We start from the raw sequence: 24,659 nt of genomic DNA, 5'->3' as shown, positions 1-24,659 counted from the left end.
CGCGTGAGGTCGATTCGTCATCAATTGCTGATCTGGCTGCTCGCGATCGTCGTCGCGGGCGTGGGCCTCGCCGGGTGGCTGATCTACCGGCAGGCGCTCGCCGAGGCGAACGAGCTGTTCGACTACCAGTTGCAGGAAATCGCCGCGGCACTGCCGTCCGAGCCGTTCTCGCAGGTGTTCGGTTCGCGCACCAACGGCGACGAAGGCATCGTGATCCAGATCTGGAACCGCAACGGCGTGCTGATGTACTTCTCGCATCCGCGCGCGCCGATCGCGCCCCGGGCGGAGCTCGGCTTCTCGACCGAGCGCACCGATCGCGGCGAATGGCGCGTGTACGGCGCGATCGTCGGCGACAACGTCGTGCAGCTCGCGCAGCCGCTGTCGGTGCGCAACCGGCTTGCGGCGAACGTCGCGCTGCGCACGCTGTGGCCGCTGATCGTGCTGCTGCCGTTCCTCGGCGCGGCCGTGTGGGTGATCGTCGGGCGCGGGCTGGCGCCGCTCGGCCGCGTGACGCGCGCGGTCGAGGCGCGCCGGCCGGAAGCGCTCGATCCGCTGCCCGACGAGCGCCTGCCGCTCGAAGTGCAGCCGCTCGTGCGCGCGCTGAACGGGCTGCTCGCGCGGCTGTCGGCCGCGCTCGACACGCAGAAGGCGTTCGTGGCCGACGCCGCGCACGAACTGCGCACGCCGCTCGCGGCCGTGCAGATCCAGGCGCAGCTCGTCGCCCGCGCGAAGGACGATGCGTCGCGTCGCGAGGCGGTCGCGGATCTCCAGGACGGCGTCACGCGCGCGACGCGCCTCGCGGAGCAGTTGCTTGCGCTCGCACGCGCCGAGCCGGACGGCGCGACGATGCGCGAACCGGTCGACCTGCAGGCGCTGCTGGCCGAATGCGTGGCCGCCCATGCGCCGCTCGCGCAGCGGCGCGACATCGATCTCGGTTTCGAGGAGACGCGCGCGGCGAGCGTCGTCGCGGACGTCGGCGCGCTGCGCGTGATGTTCGGCAACCTGCTCGACAACGCAGTGAAGTACACGCCGGACGGCGGCCGCATCGACGTGTCGCTGACCTCCGACGCGGCCGGCCGCGCGTGCGTCCAGATCGGCGACAGCGGGCCCGGCATCCCGGCCGACGAGCGCGAGCGCGTGTTCGACCGCTTCTACCGCGACAGCTCCGCGCGGGCGCGCGCCGACTTGTCGGGCAGCGGGCTCGGGCTGGCGATCGTCAAGCGCGTGGCGGCGCAGCAGGGCGCGACGGTGTCGCTCGGCGACGCGGCCGCGGGCGGCCTGCTCGTCAGCGTCGTGTTCCGCGACGCCGAGATGCCGGCCGAGGCGCCGCGGCAGTCCGAATCCGTGTGAGGATCGGCGCCGGATGGGCCCTGGCCCCCAATTAAGGCTGATTAAGCCTCCTTTAAGTCAGGGTCGTTACGCTGCGTCCTAACAAAGAGGAGGTCCTACGATGAACACCCGATTCCTTGCGCGCGGCGCCGTCGCGGTCGCCGTGGCGGCCGCCCTGTCGGCCGGTTACTTTGCCGGCACCCGCCGCGCCGATCCGCAGATCATCACGCCCGCGCAGGCGGCCGCGCTGATGCCGGCCGAAGCGGCCGCGAAGACCGGCATTCCCGATTTCTCCGGGCTCGTCGAGACCTACGGCCCGGCGGTCGTGAACATCAGCGCGAAGCACGTCGTGAAGCAGGTGTCGCGGCGCGTGCCGCAGCCGCAACTGCCGATCGACCCGAGCGATCCGTTCTACCAGTTCTTCAAGCACTTCTACGGCCAGGTGCCGGGCATGGGCGGCGATGCGCAGCCGGACGACCAGCCGAGCGCGAGCCTCGGTTCCGGGTTCGTCGTCAGTTCCGACGGGTACATCCTCACCAATGCGCACGTGATCGACGGCGCGAACGTCGTCACGGTCAGGCTGACCGACAAGCGCGAATACAAGGCGAAGGTCGTCGGCTCGGACAAGCAGTCCGACGTCGCGGTGCTGAAGATCGACGCGAGCGGCCTGCCGACCGTGAAGATCGGCGATCCGGCGCAGAGCAAGGTCGGCCAATGGGTCGTCGCGATCGGTTCGCCGTACGGCTTCGACAACACGGTCACGTCGGGCATCATCAGCGCGAAGTCGCGTGCGCTGCCGGACGAGAACTACACGCCGTTCATCCAGACCGACGTGCCGGTGAACCCCGGCAACTCGGGCGGCCCGCTGTTCAACCTGCAGGGCGAGGTGATCGGCATCAACTCGATGATCTATTCGCAGACGGGCGGCTTCCAGGGCCTGTCGTTCGCGATCCCGATCAACGAGGCGATCAAGGTGAAGGACGAGCTCGTGAAGACGGGCCACGTGAGTCGCGGCCGCCTCGGCGTCGCCGTGCAGGGGCTGAACCAGACGCTCGCGAGTTCGTTCGGGCTGCAGAAGCCGGACGGCGCGCTCGTCAGCTCGGTCGACCCGAACGGCCCGGCCGCGAAGGCGGGCCTGCAGCCGGGCGACGTGATCCTGTCGGTCAACGGCTCGCCGGTCGCCGATTCGACGTCGCTGCCTGCGCAGATCGCGAACCTGAAGCCGGGTTCGAAGGCCGACCTGCAGATCTGGCGCGACAAGTCGAAGAAGTCGATCAGCGTGACGCTCGGCGCGATGGCCGATGCGAAACTCGCGTCGAACGACAACGGGCCGATCGAGCAGGGCCGCCTGGGCGTCGCGGTGCGTCCGCTGTCGCCGCAGGAGCGCAGTGCCGACAACCTGTCGCACGGGCTGATCGTGCAGCAGGCCGGCGGGCCGGCCGCCAACGCGGGCATCCAGCCCGGCGACGTGATCCTCGCGGTCAACGGCCGCCCGGTCACGAGCCCCGAGCAGTTGCGCGACGCGGTGAAGGGCGCGGGCAACAGTCTGGCCCTGCTGATCCAGCGCGATAATGCACAGATCTTCGTGCCGGTCGACCTGAGCTGACCGGCGACGACCGACGGCCGGCCAGGCCGGCCGCGGCGGGCGCCGCCGCCGTCCGACCCCGTGGCGTGGCGCCCCGTATGTGTTCCGACCCAAAGGAGAGAGCCATGCAATATCTACGCAACGTGTCCCGATTTGCCGTCGCCGTGGCGTTGGCCGCCGGCTTCGCAGCCGGCGCGACCGGCGCGTATGCGCAGTCGGACGGCTTGCCCGCCGCGCGCCAGCAGGGCGACGTCACCTTCGTGTCCGGCGGCGTCGGGCAGGACGAATCGACGGCGTTCCAGCGCAACGAGGCGAAGTGGCCGCTGGCGCTGCGCTTCACCGGCAAGGGCGGCGAGTTCCTGGCCGACGTCCATGTGCGGATCGTCGACGGCAACGGTGCCGAAGTGCTGAAAACCGACGCGCGCGGGCCGTACATGCTCGTGCAGGTACCGCCGGGTCGCTATACGGTGCATGCGACGTACCAGGGCAACGATGAATCCCATGCCGTTACGGTCGGCGCGAAGGGCGGCGCGAAAACCGCGTTCCAGTGGAGCGCGCAGTAGCCCACCGCGCGCGGTCCCGGCCCGGGTCGCGCATTCGGACGAAGTTTCGCCCATAATGAAAGCCACGGCACGCGTGCCGTGGCTTTTTTCGTTTCCTGCCACCGGCCTGCCTGCCGGGCCGCCCGAAGGAGAAACGATGTCCGATGCCGCCGACCCTCACCTTGAAATCGTGCCGAACCGCCATCGCGTGCGCGTGATTCATCACGGCATCACGTATGCCGATTCGCACGGCGTGCTGACCGTGCGCGAAACGGGGCGGCCGGACGTCCATTACCTGCCGCGCCGCGACGTCAACATGCGCAGGCTCGTGAAATCGGGCGTCACGACGGCCTGCCCGTTCAGGGGGCAGGCGGTGCATTTCGACTTGCAGACGGAAGACGGCGTGATCGAGAACGCCGCATGGAGTTACGAGGAACCGAAGGAGGCGGCCGCCGCGCTCGCGCACTACGTCGCCTTCGATGTCGCACGGATCGACAGTCTCGTCGAGACGTCCTGATGCGGCGCGCGTTCATCGGGGAGGCATCATGGAACTGAACGACACGTTACGCGTCCCGCTCGCGCCGCCTGTCGTGCGGGAAGCCTTCGAGGATCCCGCATTGCTGCGGGCGAGCTTCGACCATTGCGAATCGTTCGTGAAGCTCGCGCACGGCGAGTTCGCGCTGACGATCACGGTGCCGCTCGGCCCGCTGCGTGCGCACTACGACGTGCGTGCGCATGCGGCCGCCGAGCAGGGCGACGCGGAAGGGCAGCCGCGCCGCGTGATCAATTTCAAGGCACGGGCCGACGGCCTCGGCGCGCTGCGCGGCCAGGTCGAACTCGTGTTGCTGCCCGACGACGATGCGAACGCCACGTGCATCGAATACGTGGTCTGGGCGACGGCGAGCGGGCCGCTCGCCGAATTGCCGGCGCGGCAGATCGAGAATGCGCTGCGCGAGTGGACCGACGATTTCTTCCGCGAGTTCTGCGCGGTCGTGCAGGCGAAGCACGGGCTCGCACCGAATCGCGCGAACCCGGCCGCGCCGCGGCGCCAGCACGTGTTCCTGCGGTCGGCGTCGTTGATGGCCGCGACGAAGCGTCCGCTGCCGCCGCACCTCGGCGGCGCGCTGACCGGGCGTGCTGCCAGCGCGCTTCATCATCGCGGTTCCGGCACGGTACCCGTCTGGGCATGGGTGGCGATGATCGTGTTCGTCGCGCTGCTGCTTTATGCGGCGCGCTGGATCAACGGCGGCTGAGCAGCAGAGCGGCCGAACCTCGCCGGTTTCGCTTCATGGCCCGCCCGCTGCGCACGCGGCGGGCATTACTGCGCCGCATCGGCACCGGCTCCGGCTCCGGCGCCGCGAAATTCCCTTCGATACGCAGACGGCGACGTGCCGAGCGCGCCCGCGAAATGCTGGCGCAGCGACACGCTCGACCCATAGCCGGACGCCTGCGCGATCGCGTCGATCGATTGCCCGGTGGTTTCCAGCAGATGCTGCGCGCGCGCGAGCCGCTCGGCCTGCAGCCACGCGGTAACGGTCGTGCCGGTCGCCTGGCGGAAGTGGCGCGTGAACGTGCGCCGGCTCATCAGCACGCGTTCGGCGAGCGAATCGACGCTGTGCGCGGCGTCGAGGTGCGCGCGCACCCAGTCGAGCAGGCCCGCGAGCCGCGCATCGCGCGGGTGCGCGGCGACGGGCTGCGGCACGTACTGGGCTTGCCCGCCCTGGCGGTGCGGCGGGATCACGAGGCGGCGCGCGATCTGGTTCGCGGCGTCCGAGCCGAAGCGCCGCCGCACGACGTGCAGGCAGCAGTCGAGCCCCGCGGCCGTGCCGGCCGACGTCATCAGGTTGCCGTCGTCGACGTACAGCACGTCGGGATCGAGCTTCACGCGCGGAAAGCGTTGTGCGAAGTCGTCGGCCCACGCCCAGTGCGTGGTGGCCGGGCGGCCGTCGAGCAGGCCGGCCGCGGCAAGCACGTATGCGCCGAGGCACAGCCCGACGAGCTGCGCGCCGCGTGCGGCGACCGCGCGCACCGCGTCGAGCAGTTCGTCGGGCGGCGCTTCGTCCGGGTCGCGCCATGCCGGCACGATGACGATGTCCGCGTCGTCGAGTGCGTCGAGCCCGTACGGCGCAATGATCGTGAAGCCGCCCGTCGTCGCGAGCGGGCCGCGCTCGGCCGAGCAGACGCGGAACTCGAACGCGGGCGATGCGGCCGCGTCGCGTTCCTTGCCGAACACGACGGACGGCACCGACAGGTGGAACGGGCTGATGCCGTCGTATGCGATCACGGCGACGACGGTCGGGGCGGGCGACGCGGGTGACGCGGCGGCGGTCATGGCGGGCTCCGGAATGGCGATGGCCCGATTCTATCGAAGAATGGCTATCGGGCCACTATCTGCGGCGGCGATGCGGCCCGACAATGCATCGCATCGCGCCGCTGGCCGTCCCGTTCCGGGGCGGGGCCGCGCGTCAGGACAGGAGCCCGTCATGTCGAACACCGCCGCGCATGCCACTTCCGATCGCGCTTCCCGCCGCGCGCTGATCGTGATCGACGTCCAGAACGAATACGTGACGGGCAACCTGCCGATCGAGTATCCGCCGATCGACGTGTCGCTCGCGAACATCGGCCGTGCGATCGATGCCGCGCATGCGGCCGGCGTGCCCGTGATCGTCGTCCGGCACGTCGCGCCGGCCGGCGCGCCGATCTTCGCGCCCGGCACCGACGGCGCTGCGCTGCACGCGGTCGTCGCCGGCCGGCCGTACGCGCACCTGATCGAGAAGGCGCAGGCGAGTTCGTTTGCCGGGACCGATCTTGCCGCATGGCTCGACGCGCACGGGATCGACACGCTCGCGGTGGCCGGCTACATGACGCACAACTGCAATGCGTCGACGGTCTATCACGCGGCGCATGCGGGGCTGAACGTCGAGTACCTGGACGATGCGACCGGCGCGTTGCCGTACGAAAACGAAGCGGGCGCGGCGAGCGCCGAAGAGATTCACCGCGCGTACTCGGTGGTGTTCCAGTCGAATTTCGCGGCCGTGATGTCGACCGACGCGTGGATCGCGGGACTGGCCGGCGCACCGATGCCCAAGCGCGATTCGGTGGCCGCGTCGAATCGGCGGGCCCGCACGCATCGCGCGAAGGCGGCCTGAGCCGGTCGGGGAGGCGGGGGTGGCGGGCAGCGCGTGGCCGCGGCCGCCGTGCGGCCCGGCTCGACCATCGATGAAAATGACACGGCGCGCGGGCGGCCGCCGCGCCGTCAGTCGCCGTCCTTCAGCATCGCCGGGCTGTAGCGCAGCATGTCGAAGCAGCCGTCGACGAGCTTTTCCGCATGCTTCTCGGCGTCGATCTCGTCGGGCAGCATCAGCATGTCGCGCACGAAGCCGCTGACGAGCGTGTGCAGCATCAGGGTCGCGCGCCAGGTGTCGAGCCGATCGGGCAGCAGCTTCTGCCGGACGGCCACCGCGAGATCGGCGTCGATCGCGTGCAGCGCCTCGCTCATCCCTGCGCGGTTGCGTTGCAGCAGCGGCTCCATGTCCGCGACGTATTCGCACTTCATGAACAGGATGCTGAACACGCGCCGCAACTGCGAGTCGCGCTGCACGCCGAGCAGGCACCAGATCAGGATCTTGCGGATCTTCTCGAGCGGATTGCCGCCCGGCGCGTCGAGCGGCATCCGCTTCAGCTCGTCGATCGGCAGAAACACGCGGTCGAACATCGCGTCGAACAGCTCGCTCTTGTTCGCGAAATGCCAGTAGATCGCGCCGCGCGTGACGCCCGCGTGCTGGGCGATGTCCGCGAGCGACGTGTGCGACACGCCCTTCTCGAAGAACACGTGTTCGGCGGCATCGAGAATGCGATTGCGCGTCTCGAGCGCCTCCTCCTTGGTACGTCTGACCATGTGCAGGCCTGATTGGATCGATCGTAGGTGAATATAGGGTCTGCAACCCTCGCCGCCATCATGCGGACGGGCTATGCTCGCGATTGGTAATAATTCGTAAGACTAGACAGTCGTCGCGGCACAAACGGGCTTTTTACATACATTCGTGAATGTATATACAATACCACCCTACGATCGAATGACCCAAGTGGCAATCAGTTAATATCCCACTCTGCTGATTCCCGCCCTAGTACCTGTCCGCAGTTCGCAGCATCCCGTCGGCATGGAGGTTTCGTGCCGACGTGCTGTATCCAGCAGTCCAGTAATTCAGGTGTTCGATCTGCGCCGCGAGGCGCATCCGTGTTGCGCTCCCGTCGGGTGCTGCACTTATTCCATTGGTTACACACAGAGGTCGCTCCATGCGCGTCGAACGGGTTCCATACCGCTTGATCACTGTCGCGGCAGCCGCGGTTTTCCTGGCTGCATGCGGAAAAAAAGAATCGGCACCGCCGCCGCAAACGCCGGAAGTCGGCGTCGTCACCGTCCAGCCGCAAGCCGTACCGGTCTTCAGCGAGCTGCCGGGCCGCACCAGCGCGTTCCTCGTTGCGCAGGTCCGCGCGCGGGTCGACGGCATCGTGCTGCGTCGTGAATTCACCGAAGGCACCGACGTCAAGGCTGGGCAGCGTCTCTACAAGATCGATCCGGCCCCGTATGTCGCCGCGTTGAACAGCGCGAAGGCGACGCTCGCGAAGGCGCAGGCGAACCTCGCCACGCAGAACGCGCTGGTCGCACGCTACAAGGTGCTGGTGGCAGCGAACGCGGTCAGCAAGCAGGACTACGACAACGCGGTGGCCACGCAAGGGCAGGCCGCGGCGGACGTGGCGGCCGGCAAGGCGGCGGTCGACACCGCGCAGATCAACCTCGGCTACACCGACGTGGTTTCGCCGATCACGGGCCGCGTCGGCATTTCGCAAGTGACGCCGGGCGCGTACGTGCAGGCGAGCCAGGCGACGCTGATGTCGACGGTGCAGCAGCTCGACCCCGTGTACGTGGACCTCACGCAATCGAGCCTCGAAGGCCTGAAGCTGCGCCAGGACGTGCAGAGCGGCCGCTTGAAGACGTCCGGCCCGGGCGCGGCGAAGGTGTCGCTGATCCTCGAGGACGGCAAGACCTATGCGGAGCCGGGCAAGCTGCAGTTCTCGGACGTGACCGTCGACCAGGCCACCGGCTCGGTGACGATCCGTGCGGTCTTCCCGAACTCGGGCCGCGTGCTGCTGCCGGGGATGTTCGTGCGCGCGCGGATCGAGGAAGGCGTGAACGAGAACGCGTTCCTGGTGCCGCAGATCGGCGTGACGCATGACCAGAAGGGCCAGGCGATCGCGATGGTGGTGAACGCGAGCAACAAGGTCGAGCCGCGTCCGCTGAAGACGACGGGCATGCAGGGCCCGAACTGGATCGTCGAAGGCGGTCTGCAGGCGGGCGATCACGTGATCGTGCATGGCGTCGAGAAGGTGCGCCCGGGTGCGACCGTGAAGTCGGTGCCGGCGCAGCTCGCACCGGCGGCCGGTGCCGCATCGGGCGCCGCCGCCGCAATCGCCGCACCGGCTGCCGCCGGTTCCGGCGCCGCTGCTGCTTCCGGTGCCGCCGCATCGGGCGCCGCGCCGGCGAGCGCTGCCGCTGCTTCGAGCGCGCAATAACAGGGAGCCTGTTTCATGGCAAAGTTTTTTATCGATCGCCCGATCTTTGCGTGGGTGATCGCCATCATCCTGATGCTGGCCGGGGTCGCGGCGATCTTCACGCTGCCGATCTCGCAGTATCCGACGATCGCGCCGCCATCGATCCAGATCACCGCGAACTACCCGGGCGCTTCCGCGAAGACGGTGGAAGACACGGTGACGCAGGTGATCGAGCAGCAGATGAGCGGTCTCGACAACTTCCTGTACATGTCGTCGACGAGTGACGAGTCGGGCAACGCGACCATCACGCTGACGTTCGCGCCGGGCACCAACGCCGACATCGCGCAGGTCCAGGTGCAGAACAAGCTGTCGCTCGCGACGCCGGTTCTGCCGCAGGTCGTGCAGCAGCTCGGCCTGTCGGTGACGAAGTCGAGCAGCAGCTTCCTGCTGGTGCTCGCCTTCAACTCCGAAGACGGCAGCATGAACAAGTACGACCTCGCGAACTTCGTGGCGTCGCACGTGAAGGATCCGATCAGCCGGTTGAACGGCGTCGGTACCGTCACGCTGTTCGGCTCGCAGTATGCGATGCGGATCTGGCTCGACCCGACCCGCCTGACGAACTACGGCCTCACGCCGGTCGACGTGACCTCGGCGATCACCGCGCAGAACGTGCAGGTCGCGGGCGGCCAGCTCGGCGGCACGCCGGCCAAGCCGGGCACCGTGCTGCAGGCGACGATCACCGAATCGACGCTGCTGCAGACACCCGAGCAGTTCGGCAACATCCTGCTGAAGGTCAACCAGGACGGCTCGCGGGTGCGCCTGAAGGACGTCTCGAAGATCGAACTCGGCGGCGAAAACTACAGCTTCGACACGAAGTACAACGGTCAGCCGACCGCGGCGCTCGGTATCCAGCTCGCGACCAACTCGAACGCGCTGGCGACCGCGAAGGCCGTACGCGCGAAGATCGACGAGCTGGCGCCGTACTTCCCGCATGGTCTCGTCGTGAAGTACCCGTACGACACGACGCCGTTCGTGAAGCTGTCGATCGAGGAAGTGGTCAAGACGCTGCTCGAAGGCATCGTGCTGGTGTTCCTCGTGATGTATCTGTTCCTGCAGAACCTGCGGGCGACGATCATCCCGACGATCGCGGTGCCGGTCGTGCTGCTCGGCACGTTCGCGGTCATGTCGCTGGTGGGCTTCTCGATCAACACGCTGTCGATGTTCGGCCTCGTGCTCGCGATCGGCCTGCTGGTCGACGACGCGATCGTGGTGGTGGAGAACGTCGAACGCGTGATGGCGGAAGAGGGCTTGTCGCCGAAGGAGGCGACCCGCAAGGCGATGGGCCAGATCACCGGCGCGCTGGTGGGCATTGCGCTCGTGCTGTCGGCCGTGTTCGTGCCGGTCGCGTTCTCCGGCGGGTCGGTCGGCGCGATCTATCGCCAGTTCTCGCTGACGATCGTGACGGCGATGGTGCTGTCGGTGCTCGTCGCGTTGATTCTGACGCCGGCGCTGTGCGCGACGATCCTGAAGCCGATCCCGCAAGGGCATCACGAAGAGAAGAAGGGCTTCTTCGGCTGGTTCAACCGCACGTTCAACAACAGCCGCGACAAGTACCACGTCGGCGTGCACCACGTGATCAAGCGTTCGGGCCGCTGGCTCATCATCTACCTGGCCGTGATCGTCGGGGTCGGGCTGCTGTTCGTGCGCCTGCCGAAGTCGTTCCTGCCCGATGAAGACCAGGGCCTGATGTTCGTGATCGTGCAGACGCCGTCGGGTTCGACGCAGGAAACGACCGCGAAGACGCTCGCGAACATTTCCGACTACCTGCTGAACGACGAGAAGGAAATCGTCGAATCGGCGTTCACGGTGAACGGCTTCAGCTTCGCGGGTCGCGGCCAGAACTCCGGTCTTGTGTTCGTGCGCCTGAAGGACTACTCGCAGCGTCAGCATGCGAACCAGAAGGTGCAGGCACTGATCGGCCGGATGTTCGGGCGCTACGCGGGCTACAAGGACGCGATGGTGATCCCGTTCAACCCGCCGTCGATTCCCGAACTCGGTACGGCCGCCGGCTTCGACTTCGAGCTGACGGACAACGCCGGTCTCGGCCACGACGCGCTGATGGCCGCGCGTAACCAGTTGCTCGGGATGGCCTCGAAGGATCCGACGCTGCAGGGCGTGCGCCCGAACGGCCTGAACGACACGCCGCAGTACAAGGTCGACATTGACCGCGAGAAGGCGAATGCGCTCGGCGTGACGGCGGATGCGATCGACCAGACGTTCTCGATCGCGTGGGCGTCGAAGTACGTGAACAACTTCCTCGACACCGACGGCCGGATCAAGAAGGTGTACGTGCAGGCCGACGCGCCGTTCCGGATGACGCCGGAAGACATGAACATCTGGTACGTGCGCAACGGGGCGGGCGGGATGGTGCCGTTCGGCGCGTTCGCGAGCGGTCACTGGACCTACGGTTCGCCGAAGCTCGAGCGCTACAACGGTGTCTCGGCGATGGAAATCCAGGGTCAGGCCGCGCCGGGCAAGTCGACGGGGCAGGCGATGACCGCGATGGAAGGGCTCGCGAAGAAGCTGCCGGTCGGTATCGGCTATTCGTGGACCGGCCTGTCGTTCCAGGAAATCCAGTCCGGTTCGCAGGCACCGATCCTGTACGCGATCTCGATCCTCGTCGTGTTCCTGTGTCTCGCGGCACTGTATGAAAGCTGGTCGATCCCGTTCTCGGTGATCATGGTGGTGCCGCTCGGCGTGATCGGTGCGCTGCTCGCGGCGACGATGCGCGGCCTCGAGAACGACGTGTTCTTCCAGGTCGGCCTGCTGACCACCGTGGGCCTGTCCGCGAAGAACGCGATCCTGATCGTCGAGTTCGCGCGCGAGTTGCAGGTGACGGAGAAGATGGGGCCGGTCGAGGCCGCGCTGGAAGCGGCGCGCCAGCGGCTGCGCCCGATCCTGATGACGTCGATGGCGTTCATTCTCGGCGTGATGCCGCTCGCGATCAGCAACGGCGCGGGTTCGGCGAGCCAGCACGCGATCGGTACCGGCGTGATCGGCGGGATGATCACGGCGACGTTCCTCGCGATCTTCATGATCCCGATGTTCTTCGTGAAGATCCGCGCGATCTTCAGCGGCGAGAAGGAAGACGTCGACGAGGCGCTGCGTCTTGCGCAGGATCACATGCACGACGCGGAGAAGGGCGGCCACGGCGACGACGAGAAGAAGGGGCAGTGATGATGCAAAAACATGCTTTGACTGCAATCGCGGTTGCGCTCTTTGCCACGGGCTGCACGATGGCGCCGCACTACACGCGGCCCGACGCACCCGTCGCACAGGCGTACCCGGCCGGCGGCGTCTACGCGACGCAGCCGGGCGCTGCCGGCGCGCGCAGCGCGAACGGCCAGGCGGCGACCGCCATCGGCTGGCGCGAATTCTTCGTCGATCCGCGCCTGCAGCGGTTGATCGAGATCGCGCTGAACAACAACCGCGACCTGCGCGTGTCGGTGCTGAACATCGAGGCGGCGCGCGCGCAGTACCAGATCACGCGCGCGGGCCTGTTCCCGACGCTCGACGGCACGGGCACCGGCAGCATCCAGCGCGTACCGCGGGGCTTGTCGACGACCGGTGCGCCGTACATCTCGCGCGCCTACAACGTCGGGCTTTCGGCGTCGTGGGAGCTCGACCTGTTCGGCCGCGTGCAGAGCCTGAAGGACCAGGCGCTCGCGCAGTACCTGTCGACCTCGTACGCACGGCAGGCGCAGGAAATCTCGCTGGTGTCGCAGGTGGCTGACCAGTACCTGACGCTGTTGTCGACCGACGACCTGCTGCAGGTCACGGAGAACACGCTGAAGACTGCACAGGCATCGTACGACCTGACGAAGCTGCAGTTCGACAACGGCACGGGCTCCGAGCTCGACCTGCGTCAGGCGCAGACCGTCGTCGAGACGGCGCTTGCGGACCAGCAGGCACAGGCGCGTGCGCGTGCGCAGGCGCTGAACGCGCTGGTGCTGTTGATCGGCGAGCCGCTGCCGGACGATCTGCCGCCGGGCATGCCGCTCGACTCGCAGAACCTGCTGACGGACGTACCGGCCGGGTTGCCGTCGGACCTGCTGACGCGTCGTCCGGACGTGATGCAGGCCGAGCAGACGCTGCTGGCCGCGAACGCGAACATCGGCGCGGCACGCGCGGCGTTCTTCCCGAAGATCTCGCTGACGGGCGCGTTCGGCACCGGGAGCCCGACGCTCGGCGGCCTGTTCAAGGCCGGCACGGCGGCGTGGTCGTTTGCGCCGCAGATCACGATGCCGATCTTCGAAGGCGGCCAGAACATCGCGAACCTGAACCTCGCGCACGTGCAGAAGCGCATCGAGATCGCCAACTACGAGAAGGCGATCCAGTCGGCATTCCGCGAAGTGTCGGACGGGCTGGCCGCACGCGGCACGTACGACCAGCAGATCGCCGCGCTCGAGCGCAACGAGCACGCGCAGCAGCGCCGCTTCGACCTGTCGGACCTGCGTTACAGGAACGGCGTCGACAGCTACCTGTCGGTGCTGACCGCGCAGACGGGCCTGTACACGGCGCAGTTGACGCTGATCAATGCGCGTCTGGCACGCTGGACGAACCTCGTCACGCTGTACCGCGCACTGGGCGGCGGCTGGGTCCAGCGGGCCGGCGAGACGCCGCGCGCGCCGGACGCGCCGGTCGACTACGACAAGGCGGCCGCCCCGGCGCCCGCGTCGGCAGCGGCAACCAACGGGTAAGCGAAGCGGGGCGGGAGCGGGCGACCGCTGCTGTCCGTCGAACCGGCGGTATGCGCACACGACAACGCCACGGACGAAAGTCCGTGGCGTTTTTTGTGCCCGAGCCGACGCGCCGGTCGATGTGTTTCATCGCATCGGCTTCCCGGCAAACATGCCCGGTGTGGCGCGTCGAGTCACGCAGTTCGTTCCGCGACCTCGATCGGTGCCGCTCAACGCACGCAGGTACACTCGCTGCATGAAAACGACCCGAATCATCCTGCTCAACGGCGTGGGAAGCTCAGGCAAGACGTCTCTCGCGCATGCGCTCCAGGCCATGCTGGACCTCCCGTTCCTGCATGTCCAGATGGATGCGTTTCTCGGAATGCTGCCCGCGCGTTACCTGAACGATGCGGACGGATTCGTTTTTTCGTCGTCCATCGAGGACGGCAAGGATGTCGTATCGATATCCAGCGGGCCTGTTGCGCGGCGGGCGATGCAGGGGATGCGACATGCCATCGTCGCGCTGGCTAACCAGGGGAACCATCTGATCGTCGACGACGTTCTGCTGGGCGACGAGAAAGCGGAATACGCCCGTTTGCTGGCGCCGTTTACGGTCAGCATGGTCGGCGTCCACTGTCCGCTGGAGGTCCTCGAGGAAAGGGAGCGGCAACGGGGCGATCGTATCGCGGGGCTGGCGCGCTGGCAGTACGACAAGGTGCACGCCGGCATCACCTATGACGTTACTGTCGACACCAGCAAGGCCACGCCGGAAGCGTGCGCGCGAAAGGTCGCGCTGGCGCTGGCGCTGCACGGGAGTTGATGGCCCGTTTCTCCGTGAGAAACCTGCCCGCGGCGTGAAGGGCGCCCTTGCCACGATGGTCCCGCCAAGCAAAACGCCACGGCATGCCGTGGCGTTTTTTCGTTACCGCGTTGCGCCGTCGTCCGGCGCGGGGCGATCAGTGGTGCACGTCGGCGGGACGCCCGTCGAAGTCGTGTCCGGCGCGGCGGATGTCGCAGCGCGCATCCTTTTCGCCTTTCACGCCGTTGAACACGATGTTCAGGACCACGGACGTTACCGATGCCAGCAGGATGCCGCTGTGCAGGATCGGTGCGAGCGCGGGCGGCAGCTTCGAGAAGAAGTGCGGCGACACGACCGGCACGAGGCCCATGCCGATGCTCACGGCGACGATGAACAGGTTGTGGCTGTTGTTCACGAAGTCGACCTTCGACAGCACCTTGATGCCGTTCGCGGCCACCATCCCGAACATCACGATGCCTGCGCCGCCGAGCACGAACGGCGGCACCGACGCGACGACCTGCGCCATCTTCGGGAACAGGCCGAGCATCACGAGGATCACGCCGCCCGTCGCGCACACGAACCGGCTCTTCACGCCCGTCACGCCGATCAGGCCGACGTTCTGCGAGAACGACGTATGCGGGAACGAGTTGAAGATGCCGCCGATCAGCGTGCCGAGGCCGTCGACGCGCAGGCCGCGCACGAGGCGATCCTGGTCGACCGGGCGATCGACCATGTCGCCGACTGCGAGGAACATGCCGGTCGATTCGATGAACGTGACGAACATCACGGTGACCATCGTCGCGATCGACAGCGGGTCGAAGTGCGGCCAGCCGAAGTGGAACGGCATCACGAAGCCGACCCACGGCGCGAGCGACACGCCTTCCGTGTTCACGCGGCCGATGGAGAACGCGATCGCGAAGCCGGCGACGATGCCGAGCAGCACCGAGATGTTCGCGATGAAGCCGCGGCCGAACTTGTTGATCAGCAGGATCAGCGTGAGCACGAGCAGCGACAGGCCGAGATAGACGGGGCTGCCGTATTCGGGGTTGCCGACGCCGCCGGCGGCCCAGTTGATGCCGACCTCCATCAGCGACAGCCCGATCACGGCAATCACGGTGCCGACCACGACCGGCGGGAAGAACCGCAACAGCTTGCCGATCATCGGCGCCAGCACGATGCCGATGATGCCGGCCGCGATGGTCGAGCCGAAGATGTCGAGAATGCCGAGGCCGGGGTTCGTGCCGATCGCGATCATCGGGCCGACTGCCGCGAACGTGCAGCCCATGATGACGGGCAGGCGGATCCCGAAGATCCACAGGCCCAGCGTCTGGATCAGCGTCGCGATGCCGCACGAAAACAGATCGGCGCTGATCAGGAACGCGATCTGGTCTTTCGGCAGCTTGAGCGCGCCGCCAACGATAAGCGGCACGGCGACAGCGCCGGCGTACATGACGAGGACGTGTTGCAGGCCAAGCGTTACCAGCTTGCCGGTCGGCAGCACTTCATCGCACGGATGGACCGTGTTCGATTGCATCTGTCTCACTCCATGATCTTGTTTTCGGGGTGATACGAAGTTATGCGGAATGAATCCGCGCAACAAGAGCGCTGGGTACTATTCCGTTCTTTGCTGGTTCGATATGCCGATTCGGCATGCAACAGGGTGTCGATCATCGGGAAACTGCCGCAGGAGTGAGGTTCCCCGGTTTTATAGCCCTTCAAAATAGCGCCGGCCCCCGTGCCAAATATCGGCCGCTTTATGGTGTGTATCGGGAAGGGCGCATAGTGGCAAAAAGGACCGGTGAAAAATCGTGCCGGGTTAACCCGCGAACGGCCGCTTTTGCACGCAAGGTGCAGCCCGGTGAAACCCGGCCGCCGACCGCGCTTTCGGCGAGTCGCGGCGGTCGCGAAAATCGGGGCGCACATCGCGATCCCGTTATCATCGGCATCCGTTCATTCGAATTCATCCTCCCGTCATGCGCCTGCTCGGAATCGACCTCGGCACCGGCTCCGTCAAACTCGTCACGCTCGATGCCGATGGCGTCGAGCGCGCGGTCGCGAGCGAACCCTATGCGTTGTCGTCGCCGCAGCCCGGCTGGGCCGAGATCGCGCCCGACGCGTGGTGGCAGGCGCTCGTGCGCGCGGCCGCGCGGCTGCCGGCCGGCGAGCGCGCGCAGGTCGCGGCGATCGGCTTCTCCGGCCAGATGCATGGCGTCGTGCTGATCGACGCGGACGGGCAGCCGGTGCGGCCCGCGCTGCTGTGGCCCGACACGCGCGCGGTGCGCGAAGCGGACGCGGCCGGCTGGCCCGCCGCCGGAATGCCCGTCGCGGGAGCGCCCGTCGCGGGAGCGCCCGCCGCTCCGAACCCGGTCGCGCCGGGCATGGCGGGCCCGCTGTTGCGCTGGCTGGCCGCGCACGAACCCGATGCGCTGCGCGCCGCGCGCTGGGCCGTGCAGCCGAAGGACTGGTTGCGCATCGCGCTCGGCGGCGACGTCGCGGCCGATCCGAGCGATGCGTGCGCGACCGCGCTCGCGACGCCCGACGGCGCATGGGATGCGGCAACGATCGACGCGCTCGGCCTGCCGGCCGACCGGTTTGCGCCGGTCCTTGCGTCGACAGCGCGCTGCGGCGTGCTCGGCGCGCAGGCGGCCGCGGCGCTCGGCCTGCCTGCCGGCGTGCCGCTGGCGACGGGCGCGGCCGACACCGCGTGCGCGGCGCTCGGCAGCGGGCTCGTCGCGGCCGGCGACGCGCTGCTGACGACGGGCAGCGGCGGCCAGATCGTCGTGCTCGCGGATGCGCTGCCGCCCGCGCGGCGCGGGCTGCATCGCTATCGCGCGGCGGCCGGCGGCGGTTATTACACGATGGCCGCGATGCAGAACGTCGGGCTCGCGCTCGAAGCCGTGCGCGGCTGGCTCGGCTATTCGGAATGGGCTCACGCGTATGACGATGCGTTCGCGCAGCCGGCGTCGGAACGGCTGTGCTTCCTGCCGTACCTGACCGGCGAGCGTTCGCCGTGGATGAACCCCGATGCGCGCGGCGGCTGGCTCGGCCTCGGGCTCGGCGACACGCGCGGCGCGATGATGCGTGCCGCGTTCGAAGGCGTCGCGTTCGCGTTGCGCGCGGGGCTCGATGCGATCCGCGATGCGGATCGGCGCGACCCGGTGACGATGCTGCGTCTCGCGGGCGGCGGCTCGGTCGATCCGCGCTGGCGCCAGTTGCTTGCCGATGCGCTCGGCGCGTCGCTGCATGCGATCGATTGCCCGAATGCCGCGACGCGCGGGGCCGCGCTGCTCGCGGGCGTCGCGATCGGACACTGGCGCGAAGATGCGCTGCACGCGCTGGCGCCAGCCGCGTCGCCGGTCGCCGCGCCGCGCGACGATCGCCTGCTGGCCGCGCGCCACGCCCGCTTCGTCGATCTGTATGCGCGCACGGATGCATGGTTCACGACGGGCGTTTAAACTCGGACACTTGTTCTTTTGCGTCAGCGATGACGCATCGTGGCAAGCCGGCGACCGATTCCCGCACGCGGGGTGACGCGGGAGCGGCCATCATGGCGAGCACGAGATGCTTTTGCCGTGTCGCGCGCGATGTCGCGCGGCATGGTTTCGACCGCTTTGAGCGGGGCCCGGTGCGAAGCATGGGACCGGATGCAACGCGTGGGGCCGGAGTCGGTGCCGAAGCGCCGGCTCCGGCCGACACCCGTGTTGAAGCACTGACCCCGGGCGACACAGGCGCTGCAGCGCCGCCCCGGGGCGACCTTATTGACAGACAGGAGTGACACGATGAAAACGAAAGCCGCGATTGCATGGAAGGCGGGTGCGCCGCTGACGATCGAGGAAGTCGATCTCGAAGGGCCGCGCGCAGGCGAAGTGCTGATCGAAGTGAAGGCGACGGGCATCTGCCACACCGACTACTACACGCTGTCGGGTGCCGATCCGGAAGGCATCTTCCCGGCGATCCTCGGCCATGAAGGCGCGGGCGTGGTGGTCGACGTCGGCCCCGGCGTCGGCACCGTGAGGAAGGGCGACCACGTGATTCCGCTCTACACGCCCGAATGCCGCGAGTGCAAGTTCTGCCTGTCGCGCAAGACCAACCTGTGCCAGAAGATCCGCGCGACGCAGGGCAAGGGCCTGATGCCCGACGCGACGTCGCGCTTCTCGCTCGACGGCAAGCCGCTGTTCCACTACATGGGCACGTCGACGTTCTCGAACTACATCGTCGTGCCGGAGATCGCGGTCGCGAAGGTGCGCGAGGACGCGCCGTTCGACAAGATCTGCTACATCGGCTGCGGCGTGACGACGGGCGTCGGCGCGGTCGTCTACTCGGCGAAGGTCGAGGCCGGTGCGAACGTCGTCGTGTTCGGCCTCGGCGGGATCGGCCTGAACGTGATCCAGGGCGCGAAGATGGTCGGCGCGGACAAGATCATCGGCGTCGACATCAACCCGAAGCGCGTCGAGCTCGCGAAGAAGTTCGGGATGACGCACTTCATCAACCCGAACGAAGTCGAGAACGTCGTCGACCACATCGTGCAGCTGACCGACGGCGGCGCCGACTACTCGTTCGAATGCGTCGGCAACGTGAAGCTGATGCGCCAGGCGCTCGAGTGCACGCACAAGGGCTGGGGCCAGTCGTTCATCATCGGCGTGGCGGCAGCCGGCGAGGAAATCAGCACGCGTCCGTTCCAGCTGGTGACGGGCCGCGAGTGGAAGGGCTCGGCGTTCGGCGGCGCGCGCGGCCGCACCGACGTGCCGAAGATCGTCGACTGGTACATGGAAGGCAAGATCAACATCGACGACCTGATCACGCACACGCTGCCGCTCGAGCGGATCAACGAAGGCTTCGACCTGATGAAAGCCGGCGAGTCGATCCGTTCGGTCGTGCTGTACTGACCGGGAGCGCACCGTCATGCTCGAACTCGTTTCCTCGCATGCGTGCCACGGCGGCGAGCAGCGCTTCTACCGTCACGATTCGGCGGTGATCGGGCTGCCGATGAAGTTCTCGGTGTACCTGCCGCCGCAGGCGGCGCACGGCCGCGTGCCGGCGCTGTTCTACCTCGCGGGCCTCACCTGCACCGACGAGACGTTTGCGATCAAGGCCGGCGCGCAGCAATACGCGGCGCAGCACGGCGTCGCGCTCGTGATGCCCGATACGAGCCCGCGCGGCGCGGGCGTGCCGGGCGAGACCGATGCGTGGGACTTTGGCGTCGGCGCGGGCTTCTATGTCGATGCGACCGAGGCGCCGTGGTCCGCGCATTACCGGATGGAATCGTACGTGACGGGCGAGCTGCGCGAGCTCGTCGCGGCCGAGCTGCCGATCGACGGCGCGCGGCTCGGGATCTTCGGGCACTCGATGGGCGGCCACGGCGCGCTGACGCTCGCGCTGCGTCATCCCGGCCTGTACCGGTCGGTGTCGGCGTTCGCGCCGATCGCCGCGCCGACGCGCTGCCCGTGGGGCGAGAAGGCGTTCTCGGGATATCTCGGCGACGATCGCGACGCGTGGAAGGCACACGACGCGAGCGAGCTCGTCGCGCGTGCAGATGCGCCGAAGTTCGCGGACGGCATCCTGGTCGACCAGGGCCTCGCCGATCAATTCCTCGCGAACCAGCTGAACCCCGACGTGTTCGAAGCCGCGTGCGCGAAGGCCGGCCAGCCGCTGACGCTGCGCCGCCATGCGGGCTACGACCACGGGTATTACTTCATTTCGACGTTCATCGCCGATCACATCGCGCATCACGCGCGTGTGCTTACGCGTTGAGCGGGGTGCCAAGCAGGTAACGCACGCATCGCCGCGCGCGATTGCGGGCGCATGAAAAAACGCCGGCGCTGCCCTCGGGCACGCCGGCGTTTTCTTTTGGCAGCGATTGGCGATCAGTGGCGCCGCAACAGGCTCGCGCCGTACACGAGCGCCGACAGCGCGGTGATCCAGAAGCTCGTCGGCCAGTCGGTGTGATACGCGAGCGTGATGCCGGCCCACGCTTCGAACAGCGCGAACAGCGCGGCGAGCAGCACGCCCGTCGACAGCCGCGTCGACACGTTCTGCGCGGCCGCGGCCGGCCCGACCAGCAGTGTGAACACGAGCAGCACGCCGACGATCTGCGTCGCCGCGGCCACCGCGAGCGCACACACCGCGAGGAACAGCATCGACACCGTGCGCAGCGACACGCCCTTGGCTTCGGCCAGTTCGGGCTGCAGCGACGCGAACAGCAGCGGTCGCGCGATCAGCGCGAGCGCGACGAGGCTCACGGCACCGATGCCGGCCAGCACCGCGAGCGTGTCGTGGTTGACCGCGAGCACGTTGCCGAACAGCAGCGCGGTCACCTGCGTTGCGAACGACGTGTAGAAATGCAGGAACAGCAGGCCGAAGCCGAGCGCGCCCGACAGGATCACGCCGATCGCGACGTCGCGGCCCGCGAGCCGTTCGCCGAGCGCGCCCATCCCGATCCCGGCCGCGAGCGTGAAGCCGACCATTCCCCAGATCGGCGAGATGCCGAGCAGCACCGCGCCCGTCGCGCCGGTGAAGCCGACGTGCGACAGCGCATGGCCAGCGAAAGTCTGCCCGCGCAGCACCAGGAAGTAGCCGACGATGCCCGCGAGCACCGCGACGATTCCCGACGCCGCGAAGGCGTTGATCATGAAGTCGTATTCAAACATCGTGCGAATGCCCGGGATGAGCGTGTCCGTGGTGGTGATGGCCGTGTCCGCCGCCGCCGCCGTGCGAGTGGCCGTCGTCGTCCTCGTGTTCGTGGTCGTGCTTCTCGATCTCGACGTCGCCCGACATCACGAAGATCTTGCCGTTCACGCGCATCACGTCGATCGGCGATCCGTAGAGCCGCGACAGCACGGGCTTCGTGATCACCTCGTCGACGGTGCCGAGCGCCGCGACGCCGTTGCCGAGATACAGCACGCGGTCGAGTGCGTTCAGCAGCGGGTTCAGTTCGTGCGCGGAGAACAACACCGTGATGCCGAGCTCGCGCTGCACGTTGCGCACGAGTTCGACCACGCCGCGCTGGTGGTTCGGATCGAGGCTGATCAGCGGTTCGTCGAGCAGCAGCAGCTTCGGGCTGCCGAGCAGACACTGCGCGAGCAGCAGGCGCTGCCGCTCGCCGCCCGACAGTTCCGACAGCGGCCGGCGCGCGAGCGTCGGGCCGCCGACCAGGTCGAGCACGCGGTCGACGTCGCGGCGCGTCGCCGCGTTCGTGTGCGGCAGCCCCCAGCGGTGGCCGTCGGCGGCCATCGCGACGAAGTCGTAGCCGCGCATCCGGCGGTTCGCGAGGCCGCTCCTGATCTGTGGCATGTAGCCGATCGACGCGTTGCCGCGCACGACCGGCACGCCGCCGACCGACAGCGTGCCGGCCGAGACGGGCACGAGGCCGAGCACCGCGCGCATCAGCGTCGTCTTGCCCGCGCCGTTCGGCCCGAGCACGCCGACGAATTCGCCGGGTTCGATCGAGAAGCTGACGTCGCGCAGGATCGTGCGTCCGCCCAGTTCGAGCGTGACGCGATCGACTGCGAGTGCGTGGGGAGTGGCGGTCATGTCGTTACGGTCGTTTATTTCTTGCCGGCGGAAAGCGCGGCGGAGAGCGCGTCGAGCTGGCCGGCCATCCATTGCTGGAAGGTCTTGCCGGCCGGCTGCGTCTCGGTGACGCTGACGGCAGGCACGCCGCCGTCGCGCGCGATCTTCAGCATGCGCTTGGTCATCGGCGCTTCGGCCTGGCTGTTGTAGATCAGCACGCGCACCTGCTTCTTGCGCAGGTCGTTCTCGAACGCGGCGACGTCCTGCGCGCTCGCCTCGGTGTCGTTCATCGTCGCGAGCTGGAAGCGCTGGTTGCGCATGTCGAGCCCGATCGCGTCGGACATGTAGCCGAACACGGGCTCGGTGGCCGTTACCGGCACGCCCTTGTACTGCGCGCGCAGTGCAGCGACCTTGTCGTCGACGGGCTTCAGCGATGCGACGAACTTCTGCAGGTTCGCGTCGTAGTCGGCCTTGTTCGCCGGGTCGGCGCGGCCGAGCTCGGCCGCGATCGCGCGCGCGGCGGCCGGCATCGTCGCCGGGTCGTACCACAGGTGCGGGTTGTCGCCGGCCTTCTTGCCGACGAGATCGGCGACGACGATCGTCGCGCGCTTCGCCTGCTTCGATGCGCCGAGCAGCTTGCCCATCCACGGATCGTAGTCGGCGCCGTTGTAGATCACGACCTGCGCGTGCTGGAGCGCGCGGGCGGTCTTCGGGCTCGCTTCGAACAGGTGCGGATCCTGGTCGGGATTGCTGAGGATGCTGGTTACCGCGACATGGCGGCCGCCGATCTGCGACGCGACGTCGCCGTAGAAATTCTCGGCGGCGACGACGTTGACGGTCGCGGCCTGCGCGAACGCGGGCGCCGCGAGCGACAGCGCGGCGGCAGCGGCGGCAAGCCAGCGGACAGGCGACAGGGCACGCCGCGGCGCGCGCTTCAAGGCAATGGACATGAAACTCCTCGTTGAAAGGGGCGGCGCATGCGCCGCGCGATGCGGCGTCAGCGTTGTGCGGGCTTGCGCTTGCAATGCCCGCACAGGCCGCTCAGCTCGACGACCTGGTGGTGGACTTCGAAACCGTGCGCCGGCTCGCTCGCGGACAGCTGCTTCGCGAGGTCGCCGCCGGGAATCTCGACGGTGTCGCCGCACGAATCGCAGATCAGGAACTGGCCTTCATGCGGCACGCCGATCTCGCAGCACGCGAAGAACGCGTTCTTCGATTCGATCCGGTGGATGAAGCCGTGTTCGACGAGGAAATCCAGCGCGCGATAGACGGTCGTGGGCGGCACGCGGCCGCGCTGCGGTTCGAGTTCGGCAAGCAGGTCGTACGCGCCGATCGGGCGCTGCGCGGCCAGCACGCGCTCGTAGACCTGGCGGCGCAGCGGCGTCCACGCGAGCCCGTGCTCGGCGGCGAATGCGTCGGCCCGGGACAGCCGGGCGTCAATGGACGATGAGGTAGCCATGGCATGAAGCAGGCAGGAAAACGGAGTATCGCGATGATATAACGTATCGCCGTGCCGTGCAGCGCGAATTCCCCGCTCCGTCCACGCTCCGTCCCCTTCATCGCCGATCCGGCCGCACCGCACCGCGCGCGCCGCGCCTTGCCGGGCGTGCGCTACCGACCGTTGCGATGCGCCGTTGTGCCGCAGCGCGTCATAGAAAGCCGTCACGTCGCCTTGACAGCGCGAATCGCGTATCCGATCATTCGATCAACAACAGAGCAATTGATCGGTCGGCGAGCGTTCGCTCACCTCGCGACCGTCGTACGGCAGAACGAACCGGAGACAGCCAGTGAGACTGGAAGACAAGGTCGCGATCCTGACGGGCGCCGCAAGCGGCATCGGCGAGGCGGTCGCGCAACGCTATCTGGACGAGGGCGCGCGCTGCGTGCTCGTCGACGTGAAGCCGGCAGGCGGCTCGCTTGCGCGGCTGATCGAGGCGAACCCCGGCCGCGCGGTGGCCGTCACCGCGGACGTCACGCGCCGCGACGACATCGAGCGGATCGTCGTGACCGCCGTCGAGCGTTTCGGCGGCGTCGACATCCTGTTCAACAACGCGGCGCTGTTCGACATGCGCCCGATCCTCGACGAATCGTGGGACGTGTTCGACCGGCTGTTCGCGGTCAACGTGAAAGGGCTGTTCTTCCTGATGCAGGCCGTCGCGCAGCGGATGGTCGAGCAGGGGCGCGGCGGCAAGATCGTCAACATGTCGTCGCAGGCCGGCCGTCGCGGCGAGGCGCTCGTTTCGCACTACTGCGCGACCAAGGCCGCGGTGATCAGCTACACGCAGTCGGCCGCGCTTGCGCTCGCGCCGCACCGGATCAACGTGAACGGCATTGCGCCGGGCGTCGTCGACACGCCGATGTGGGAGCAGGTCGACGCGCTGTTCGCGCGCTACGAGAACCGGCCGCTCGGCGAGAAGAAGCGGCTCGTGGGCGAAGCCGTGCCGCTCGGCCGCATGGGCGTGCCGGGCGACCTGACGGGCGCCGCGCTGTTCCTCGCGTCGGCCGACGCCGACTACATCACCGCCCAGACGCTGAACGTCGACGGCGGCAACTGGATGAGCTGACGTGGCGCCGCTCGCACGCGCAACCAGCCTGCCGGCCCG

21 protein-coding genes are annotated in these 24,659 nt (G+C 68.1%); 14 read left to right on the top strand and 7 right to left on the bottom strand.

Annotated features, from left to right (window positions below):
• The first annotated feature begins 3 nt into the window (after nt 1–3).
• From LXM88_RS19170 to LXM88_RS19150, 5 genes are all read left to right on the top strand, one after another.
• Complete coding sequence (locus LXM88_RS19170) at nt 4–1,350, top strand: ATP-binding protein (RefSeq protein WP_072442766.1); 1,347 nt, start codon at nt 4–6, stop codon at nt 1,348–1,350.
• A gap of 100 nt (nt 1,351–1,450) precedes the next feature.
• On the top strand, nt 1,451–2,935 hold the full coding sequence (locus tag LXM88_RS19165; protein WP_262536130.1) for a DegQ family serine endoprotease: 1,485 nt from the start codon (nt 1,451–1,453) through the stop codon (nt 2,933–2,935).
• A 104-nt stretch (nt 2,936–3,039) separates the two neighbouring features.
• Nucleotides 3,040–3,477: a carboxypeptidase-like regulatory domain-containing protein gene (locus LXM88_RS19160; RefSeq protein ID WP_262536128.1), complete on the top strand. Its 438-nt coding sequence runs from the start codon at nt 3,040–3,042 to the stop codon at nt 3,475–3,477.
• Between the two features lie 136 nt (nt 3,478–3,613).
• Entirely contained in the window at nt 3,614–3,973 is a 360-nt protein-coding gene (locus LXM88_RS19155) for a DUF427 domain-containing protein (RefSeq protein ID WP_047901050.1), read from the top strand.
• A 28-nt stretch (nt 3,974–4,001) separates the two neighbouring features.
• Nucleotides 4,002–4,709, top strand: a complete 708-nt coding sequence (locus LXM88_RS19150; RefSeq protein WP_262536126.1) for a CoxG family protein — start codon at nt 4,002–4,004, stop codon at nt 4,707–4,709.
• Nucleotides 4,710–4,774: 65 nt separating this feature from the next.
• On the opposite strand, the gene LXM88_RS19145 is transcribed toward LXM88_RS19150, so the two are convergent.
• Entirely contained in the window at nt 4,775–5,788 is a 1,014-nt protein-coding gene (locus LXM88_RS19145) for a helix-turn-helix domain-containing protein (protein WP_262536125.1), read from the bottom strand.
• Nucleotides 5,789–5,939: 151 nt separating this feature from the next.
• On the opposite strand from LXM88_RS19145, the gene LXM88_RS19140 reads away from it, so the two are divergent.
• A complete protein-coding gene (locus LXM88_RS19140) occupies nt 5,940–6,605 on the top strand; it encodes a cysteine hydrolase family protein (protein WP_262536123.1) in 666 nt (221 codons plus the stop codon).
• 107 nt (nt 6,606–6,712) lie between these two features.
• On the opposite strand, the gene LXM88_RS19135 is transcribed toward LXM88_RS19140, so the two are convergent.
• On the bottom strand, nt 6,713–7,354 hold the full coding sequence (locus tag LXM88_RS19135) for a TetR family transcriptional regulator (protein ID WP_262536122.1): 642 nt from the start codon (nt 7,352–7,354) through the stop codon (nt 6,713–6,715).
• Between the two features lie 398 nt (nt 7,355–7,752).
• Here LXM88_RS19135 and LXM88_RS19130 point away from each other — a divergent pair, with 398 nt between their 5' ends.
• From LXM88_RS19130 to LXM88_RS19115, 4 genes are all read left to right on the top strand, one after another.
• The gene (locus tag LXM88_RS19130) at nt 7,753–9,030 is read left to right on the top strand and encodes an efflux RND transporter periplasmic adaptor subunit (RefSeq protein WP_262536120.1); all 1,278 of its coding nucleotides are present in this window, start codon (nt 7,753–7,755) and stop codon (nt 9,028–9,030) included.
• A 15-nt stretch (nt 9,031–9,045) separates the two neighbouring features.
• Nucleotides 9,046–12,246 carry an efflux RND transporter permease subunit gene (locus LXM88_RS19125; RefSeq protein ID WP_262536118.1) on the top strand — a complete coding sequence of 1,067 codons (3,201 nt, stop codon included), beginning with the start codon at nt 9,046–9,048 and terminating at the stop codon, nt 12,244–12,246.
• Nucleotides 12,246–13,769, top strand: coding sequence for an efflux transporter outer membrane subunit (locus LXM88_RS19120; protein WP_262536116.1), 1,524 nt, complete (start codon nt 12,246–12,248; stop codon nt 13,767–13,769). Before LXM88_RS19125 ends, LXM88_RS19120 begins: the two co-directional genes overlap by 1 nt.
• A gap of 235 nt (nt 13,770–14,004) precedes the next feature.
• A complete protein-coding gene (locus LXM88_RS19115; protein ID WP_262536114.1) occupies nt 14,005–14,568 on the top strand; it encodes a chloramphenicol phosphotransferase CPT family protein in 564 nt (187 codons plus the stop codon).
• A 136-nt stretch (nt 14,569–14,704) separates the two neighbouring features.
• On the opposite strand, the gene LXM88_RS19110 is transcribed toward LXM88_RS19115, so the two are convergent.
• Nucleotides 14,705–16,081, bottom strand: a complete 1,377-nt coding sequence (locus tag LXM88_RS19110) for a nucleobase:cation symporter-2 family protein (protein WP_262536112.1) — start codon at nt 16,079–16,081, stop codon at nt 14,705–14,707.
• Between the two features lie 439 nt (nt 16,082–16,520).
• Between LXM88_RS19110 and LXM88_RS19105 the strand changes: the two genes are divergently transcribed.
• The 3 genes from LXM88_RS19105 (at nt 16,521) to fghA (ending at nt 20,298) form a co-directional block, all read left to right on the top strand.
• Nucleotides 16,521–18,002, top strand: coding sequence for a xylulokinase (locus LXM88_RS19105; RefSeq protein ID WP_262536111.1), 1,482 nt, complete (start codon nt 16,521–16,523; stop codon nt 18,000–18,002).
• A 324-nt stretch (nt 18,003–18,326) separates the two neighbouring features.
• Nucleotides 18,327–19,433, top strand: a complete 1,107-nt coding sequence (locus LXM88_RS19100; protein WP_006483756.1) for an S-(hydroxymethyl)glutathione dehydrogenase/class III alcohol dehydrogenase — start codon at nt 18,327–18,329, stop codon at nt 19,431–19,433.
• Nucleotides 19,434–19,449: 16 nt separating this feature from the next.
• On the top strand, nt 19,450–20,298 hold the full coding sequence (gene fghA / locus LXM88_RS19095) for an S-formylglutathione hydrolase (RefSeq protein WP_262536094.1): 849 nt from the start codon (nt 19,450–19,452) through the stop codon (nt 20,296–20,298).
• A 113-nt stretch (nt 20,299–20,411) separates the two neighbouring features.
• On the opposite strand, the gene LXM88_RS19090 is transcribed toward fghA, so the two are convergent.
• The 4 genes from LXM88_RS19090 to LXM88_RS19075 are packed head-to-tail and all read right to left on the bottom strand — an operon-like array spanning nt 20,412 to nt 23,515.
• A complete protein-coding gene (locus tag LXM88_RS19090) occupies nt 20,412–21,194 on the bottom strand; it encodes a metal ABC transporter permease (RefSeq protein WP_096471641.1) in 783 nt (260 codons plus the stop codon).
• Nucleotides 21,187–22,077 carry an ABC transporter ATP-binding protein gene (locus tag LXM88_RS19085; protein WP_096471640.1) on the bottom strand — a complete coding sequence of 297 codons (891 nt, stop codon included), beginning with the start codon at nt 22,075–22,077 and terminating at the stop codon, nt 21,187–21,189. Before LXM88_RS19085 ends, LXM88_RS19090 begins: the two co-directional genes overlap by 8 nt.
• 14 nt (nt 22,078–22,091) lie before the next feature.
• Nucleotides 22,092–23,006 carry a metal ABC transporter solute-binding protein gene (locus LXM88_RS19080; RefSeq protein WP_262536091.1) on the bottom strand — a complete coding sequence of 305 codons (915 nt, stop codon included), beginning with the start codon at nt 23,004–23,006 and terminating at the stop codon, nt 22,092–22,094.
• Nucleotides 23,007–23,053: 47 nt separating this feature from the next.
• A complete protein-coding gene (locus tag LXM88_RS19075; RefSeq protein WP_011546084.1) occupies nt 23,054–23,515 on the bottom strand; it encodes a Fur family transcriptional regulator in 462 nt (153 codons plus the stop codon).
• Between the two features lie 328 nt (nt 23,516–23,843).
• Between LXM88_RS19075 and LXM88_RS19070 the strand changes: the two genes are divergently transcribed.
• Nucleotides 23,844–24,620, top strand: coding sequence for an L-iditol 2-dehydrogenase (locus LXM88_RS19070; protein WP_262536085.1), 777 nt, complete (start codon nt 23,844–23,846; stop codon nt 24,618–24,620).
• Nucleotides 24,621–24,659 lie beyond the last annotated feature (39 nt).

It is taken from the genome of Burkholderia sp. S-53 (assembly GCF_025560745.1).
Classification (GTDB): Bacteria; Pseudomonadota; Gammaproteobacteria; order Burkholderiales; family Burkholderiaceae; genus Burkholderia; species Burkholderia pyrrocinia.
The sequence above is the reverse complement of the archived record's forward strand: the minus strand, read 5'-3'. Positions and strand labels throughout refer to the sequence as shown.

Bases quoted from the DNA above. Each gene is read 5' to 3' on its own strand.
- LXM88_RS19165 (WP_262536130.1), top strand. From the start codon at position 1,451: ATGAACACCCGATTCCTTGCGCGCGGCGCCGTCGCGGTCGCCGTGGCG.
- LXM88_RS19160 (WP_262536128.1), top strand. From the start codon at position 3,040: ATGCAATATCTACGCAACGTGTCCCGATTTGCCGTCGCCGTGGCGTTG.
- LXM88_RS19155 (WP_047901050.1), top strand. From the start codon at position 3,614: ATGTCCGATGCCGCCGACCCTCACCTTGAAATCGTGCCGAACCGCCAT.
- LXM88_RS19150 (WP_262536126.1), top strand. From the start codon at position 4,002: ATGGAACTGAACGACACGTTACGCGTCCCGCTCGCGCCGCCTGTCGTG.
- LXM88_RS19145 (WP_262536125.1), bottom strand. From the start codon at position 5,788: ATGACCGCCGCCGCGTCACCCGCGTCGCCCGCCCCGACCGTCGTCGCC.
- LXM88_RS19140 (WP_262536123.1), top strand. From the start codon at position 5,940: ATGTCGAACACCGCCGCGCATGCCACTTCCGATCGCGCTTCCCGCCGC.
- LXM88_RS19135 (WP_262536122.1), bottom strand. From the start codon at position 7,354: ATGGTCAGACGTACCAAGGAGGAGGCGCTCGAGACGCGCAATCGCATT.
- LXM88_RS19130 (WP_262536120.1), top strand. From the start codon at position 7,753: ATGCGCGTCGAACGGGTTCCATACCGCTTGATCACTGTCGCGGCAGCC.
- LXM88_RS19125 (WP_262536118.1), top strand. From the start codon at position 9,046: ATGGCAAAGTTTTTTATCGATCGCCCGATCTTTGCGTGGGTGATCGCC.
- LXM88_RS19120 (WP_262536116.1), top strand. From the start codon at position 12,246: ATGATGCAAAAACATGCTTTGACTGCAATCGCGGTTGCGCTCTTTGCC.
- LXM88_RS19115 (WP_262536114.1), top strand. From the start codon at position 14,005: ATGAAAACGACCCGAATCATCCTGCTCAACGGCGTGGGAAGCTCAGGC.
- LXM88_RS19110 (WP_262536112.1), bottom strand. From the start codon at position 16,081: ATGCAATCGAACACGGTCCATCCGTGCGATGAAGTGCTGCCGACCGGC.
- LXM88_RS19105 (WP_262536111.1), top strand. From the start codon at position 16,521: ATGCGCCTGCTCGGAATCGACCTCGGCACCGGCTCCGTCAAACTCGTC.
- LXM88_RS19100 (WP_006483756.1), top strand. From the start codon at position 18,327: ATGAAAACGAAAGCCGCGATTGCATGGAAGGCGGGTGCGCCGCTGACG.
- fghA (WP_262536094.1), top strand. From the start codon at position 19,450: ATGCTCGAACTCGTTTCCTCGCATGCGTGCCACGGCGGCGAGCAGCGC.
- LXM88_RS19090 (WP_096471641.1), bottom strand. From the start codon at position 21,194: ATGTTTGAATACGACTTCATGATCAACGCCTTCGCGGCGTCGGGAATC.
- LXM88_RS19085 (WP_096471640.1), bottom strand. From the start codon at position 22,077: ATGACCGCCACTCCCCACGCACTCGCAGTCGATCGCGTCACGCTCGAA.
- LXM88_RS19080 (WP_262536091.1), bottom strand. From the start codon at position 23,006: ATGTCCATTGCCTTGAAGCGCGCGCCGCGGCGTGCCCTGTCGCCTGTC.
- LXM88_RS19075 (WP_011546084.1), bottom strand. From the start codon at position 23,515: ATGGCTACCTCATCGTCCATTGACGCCCGGCTGTCCCGGGCCGACGCA.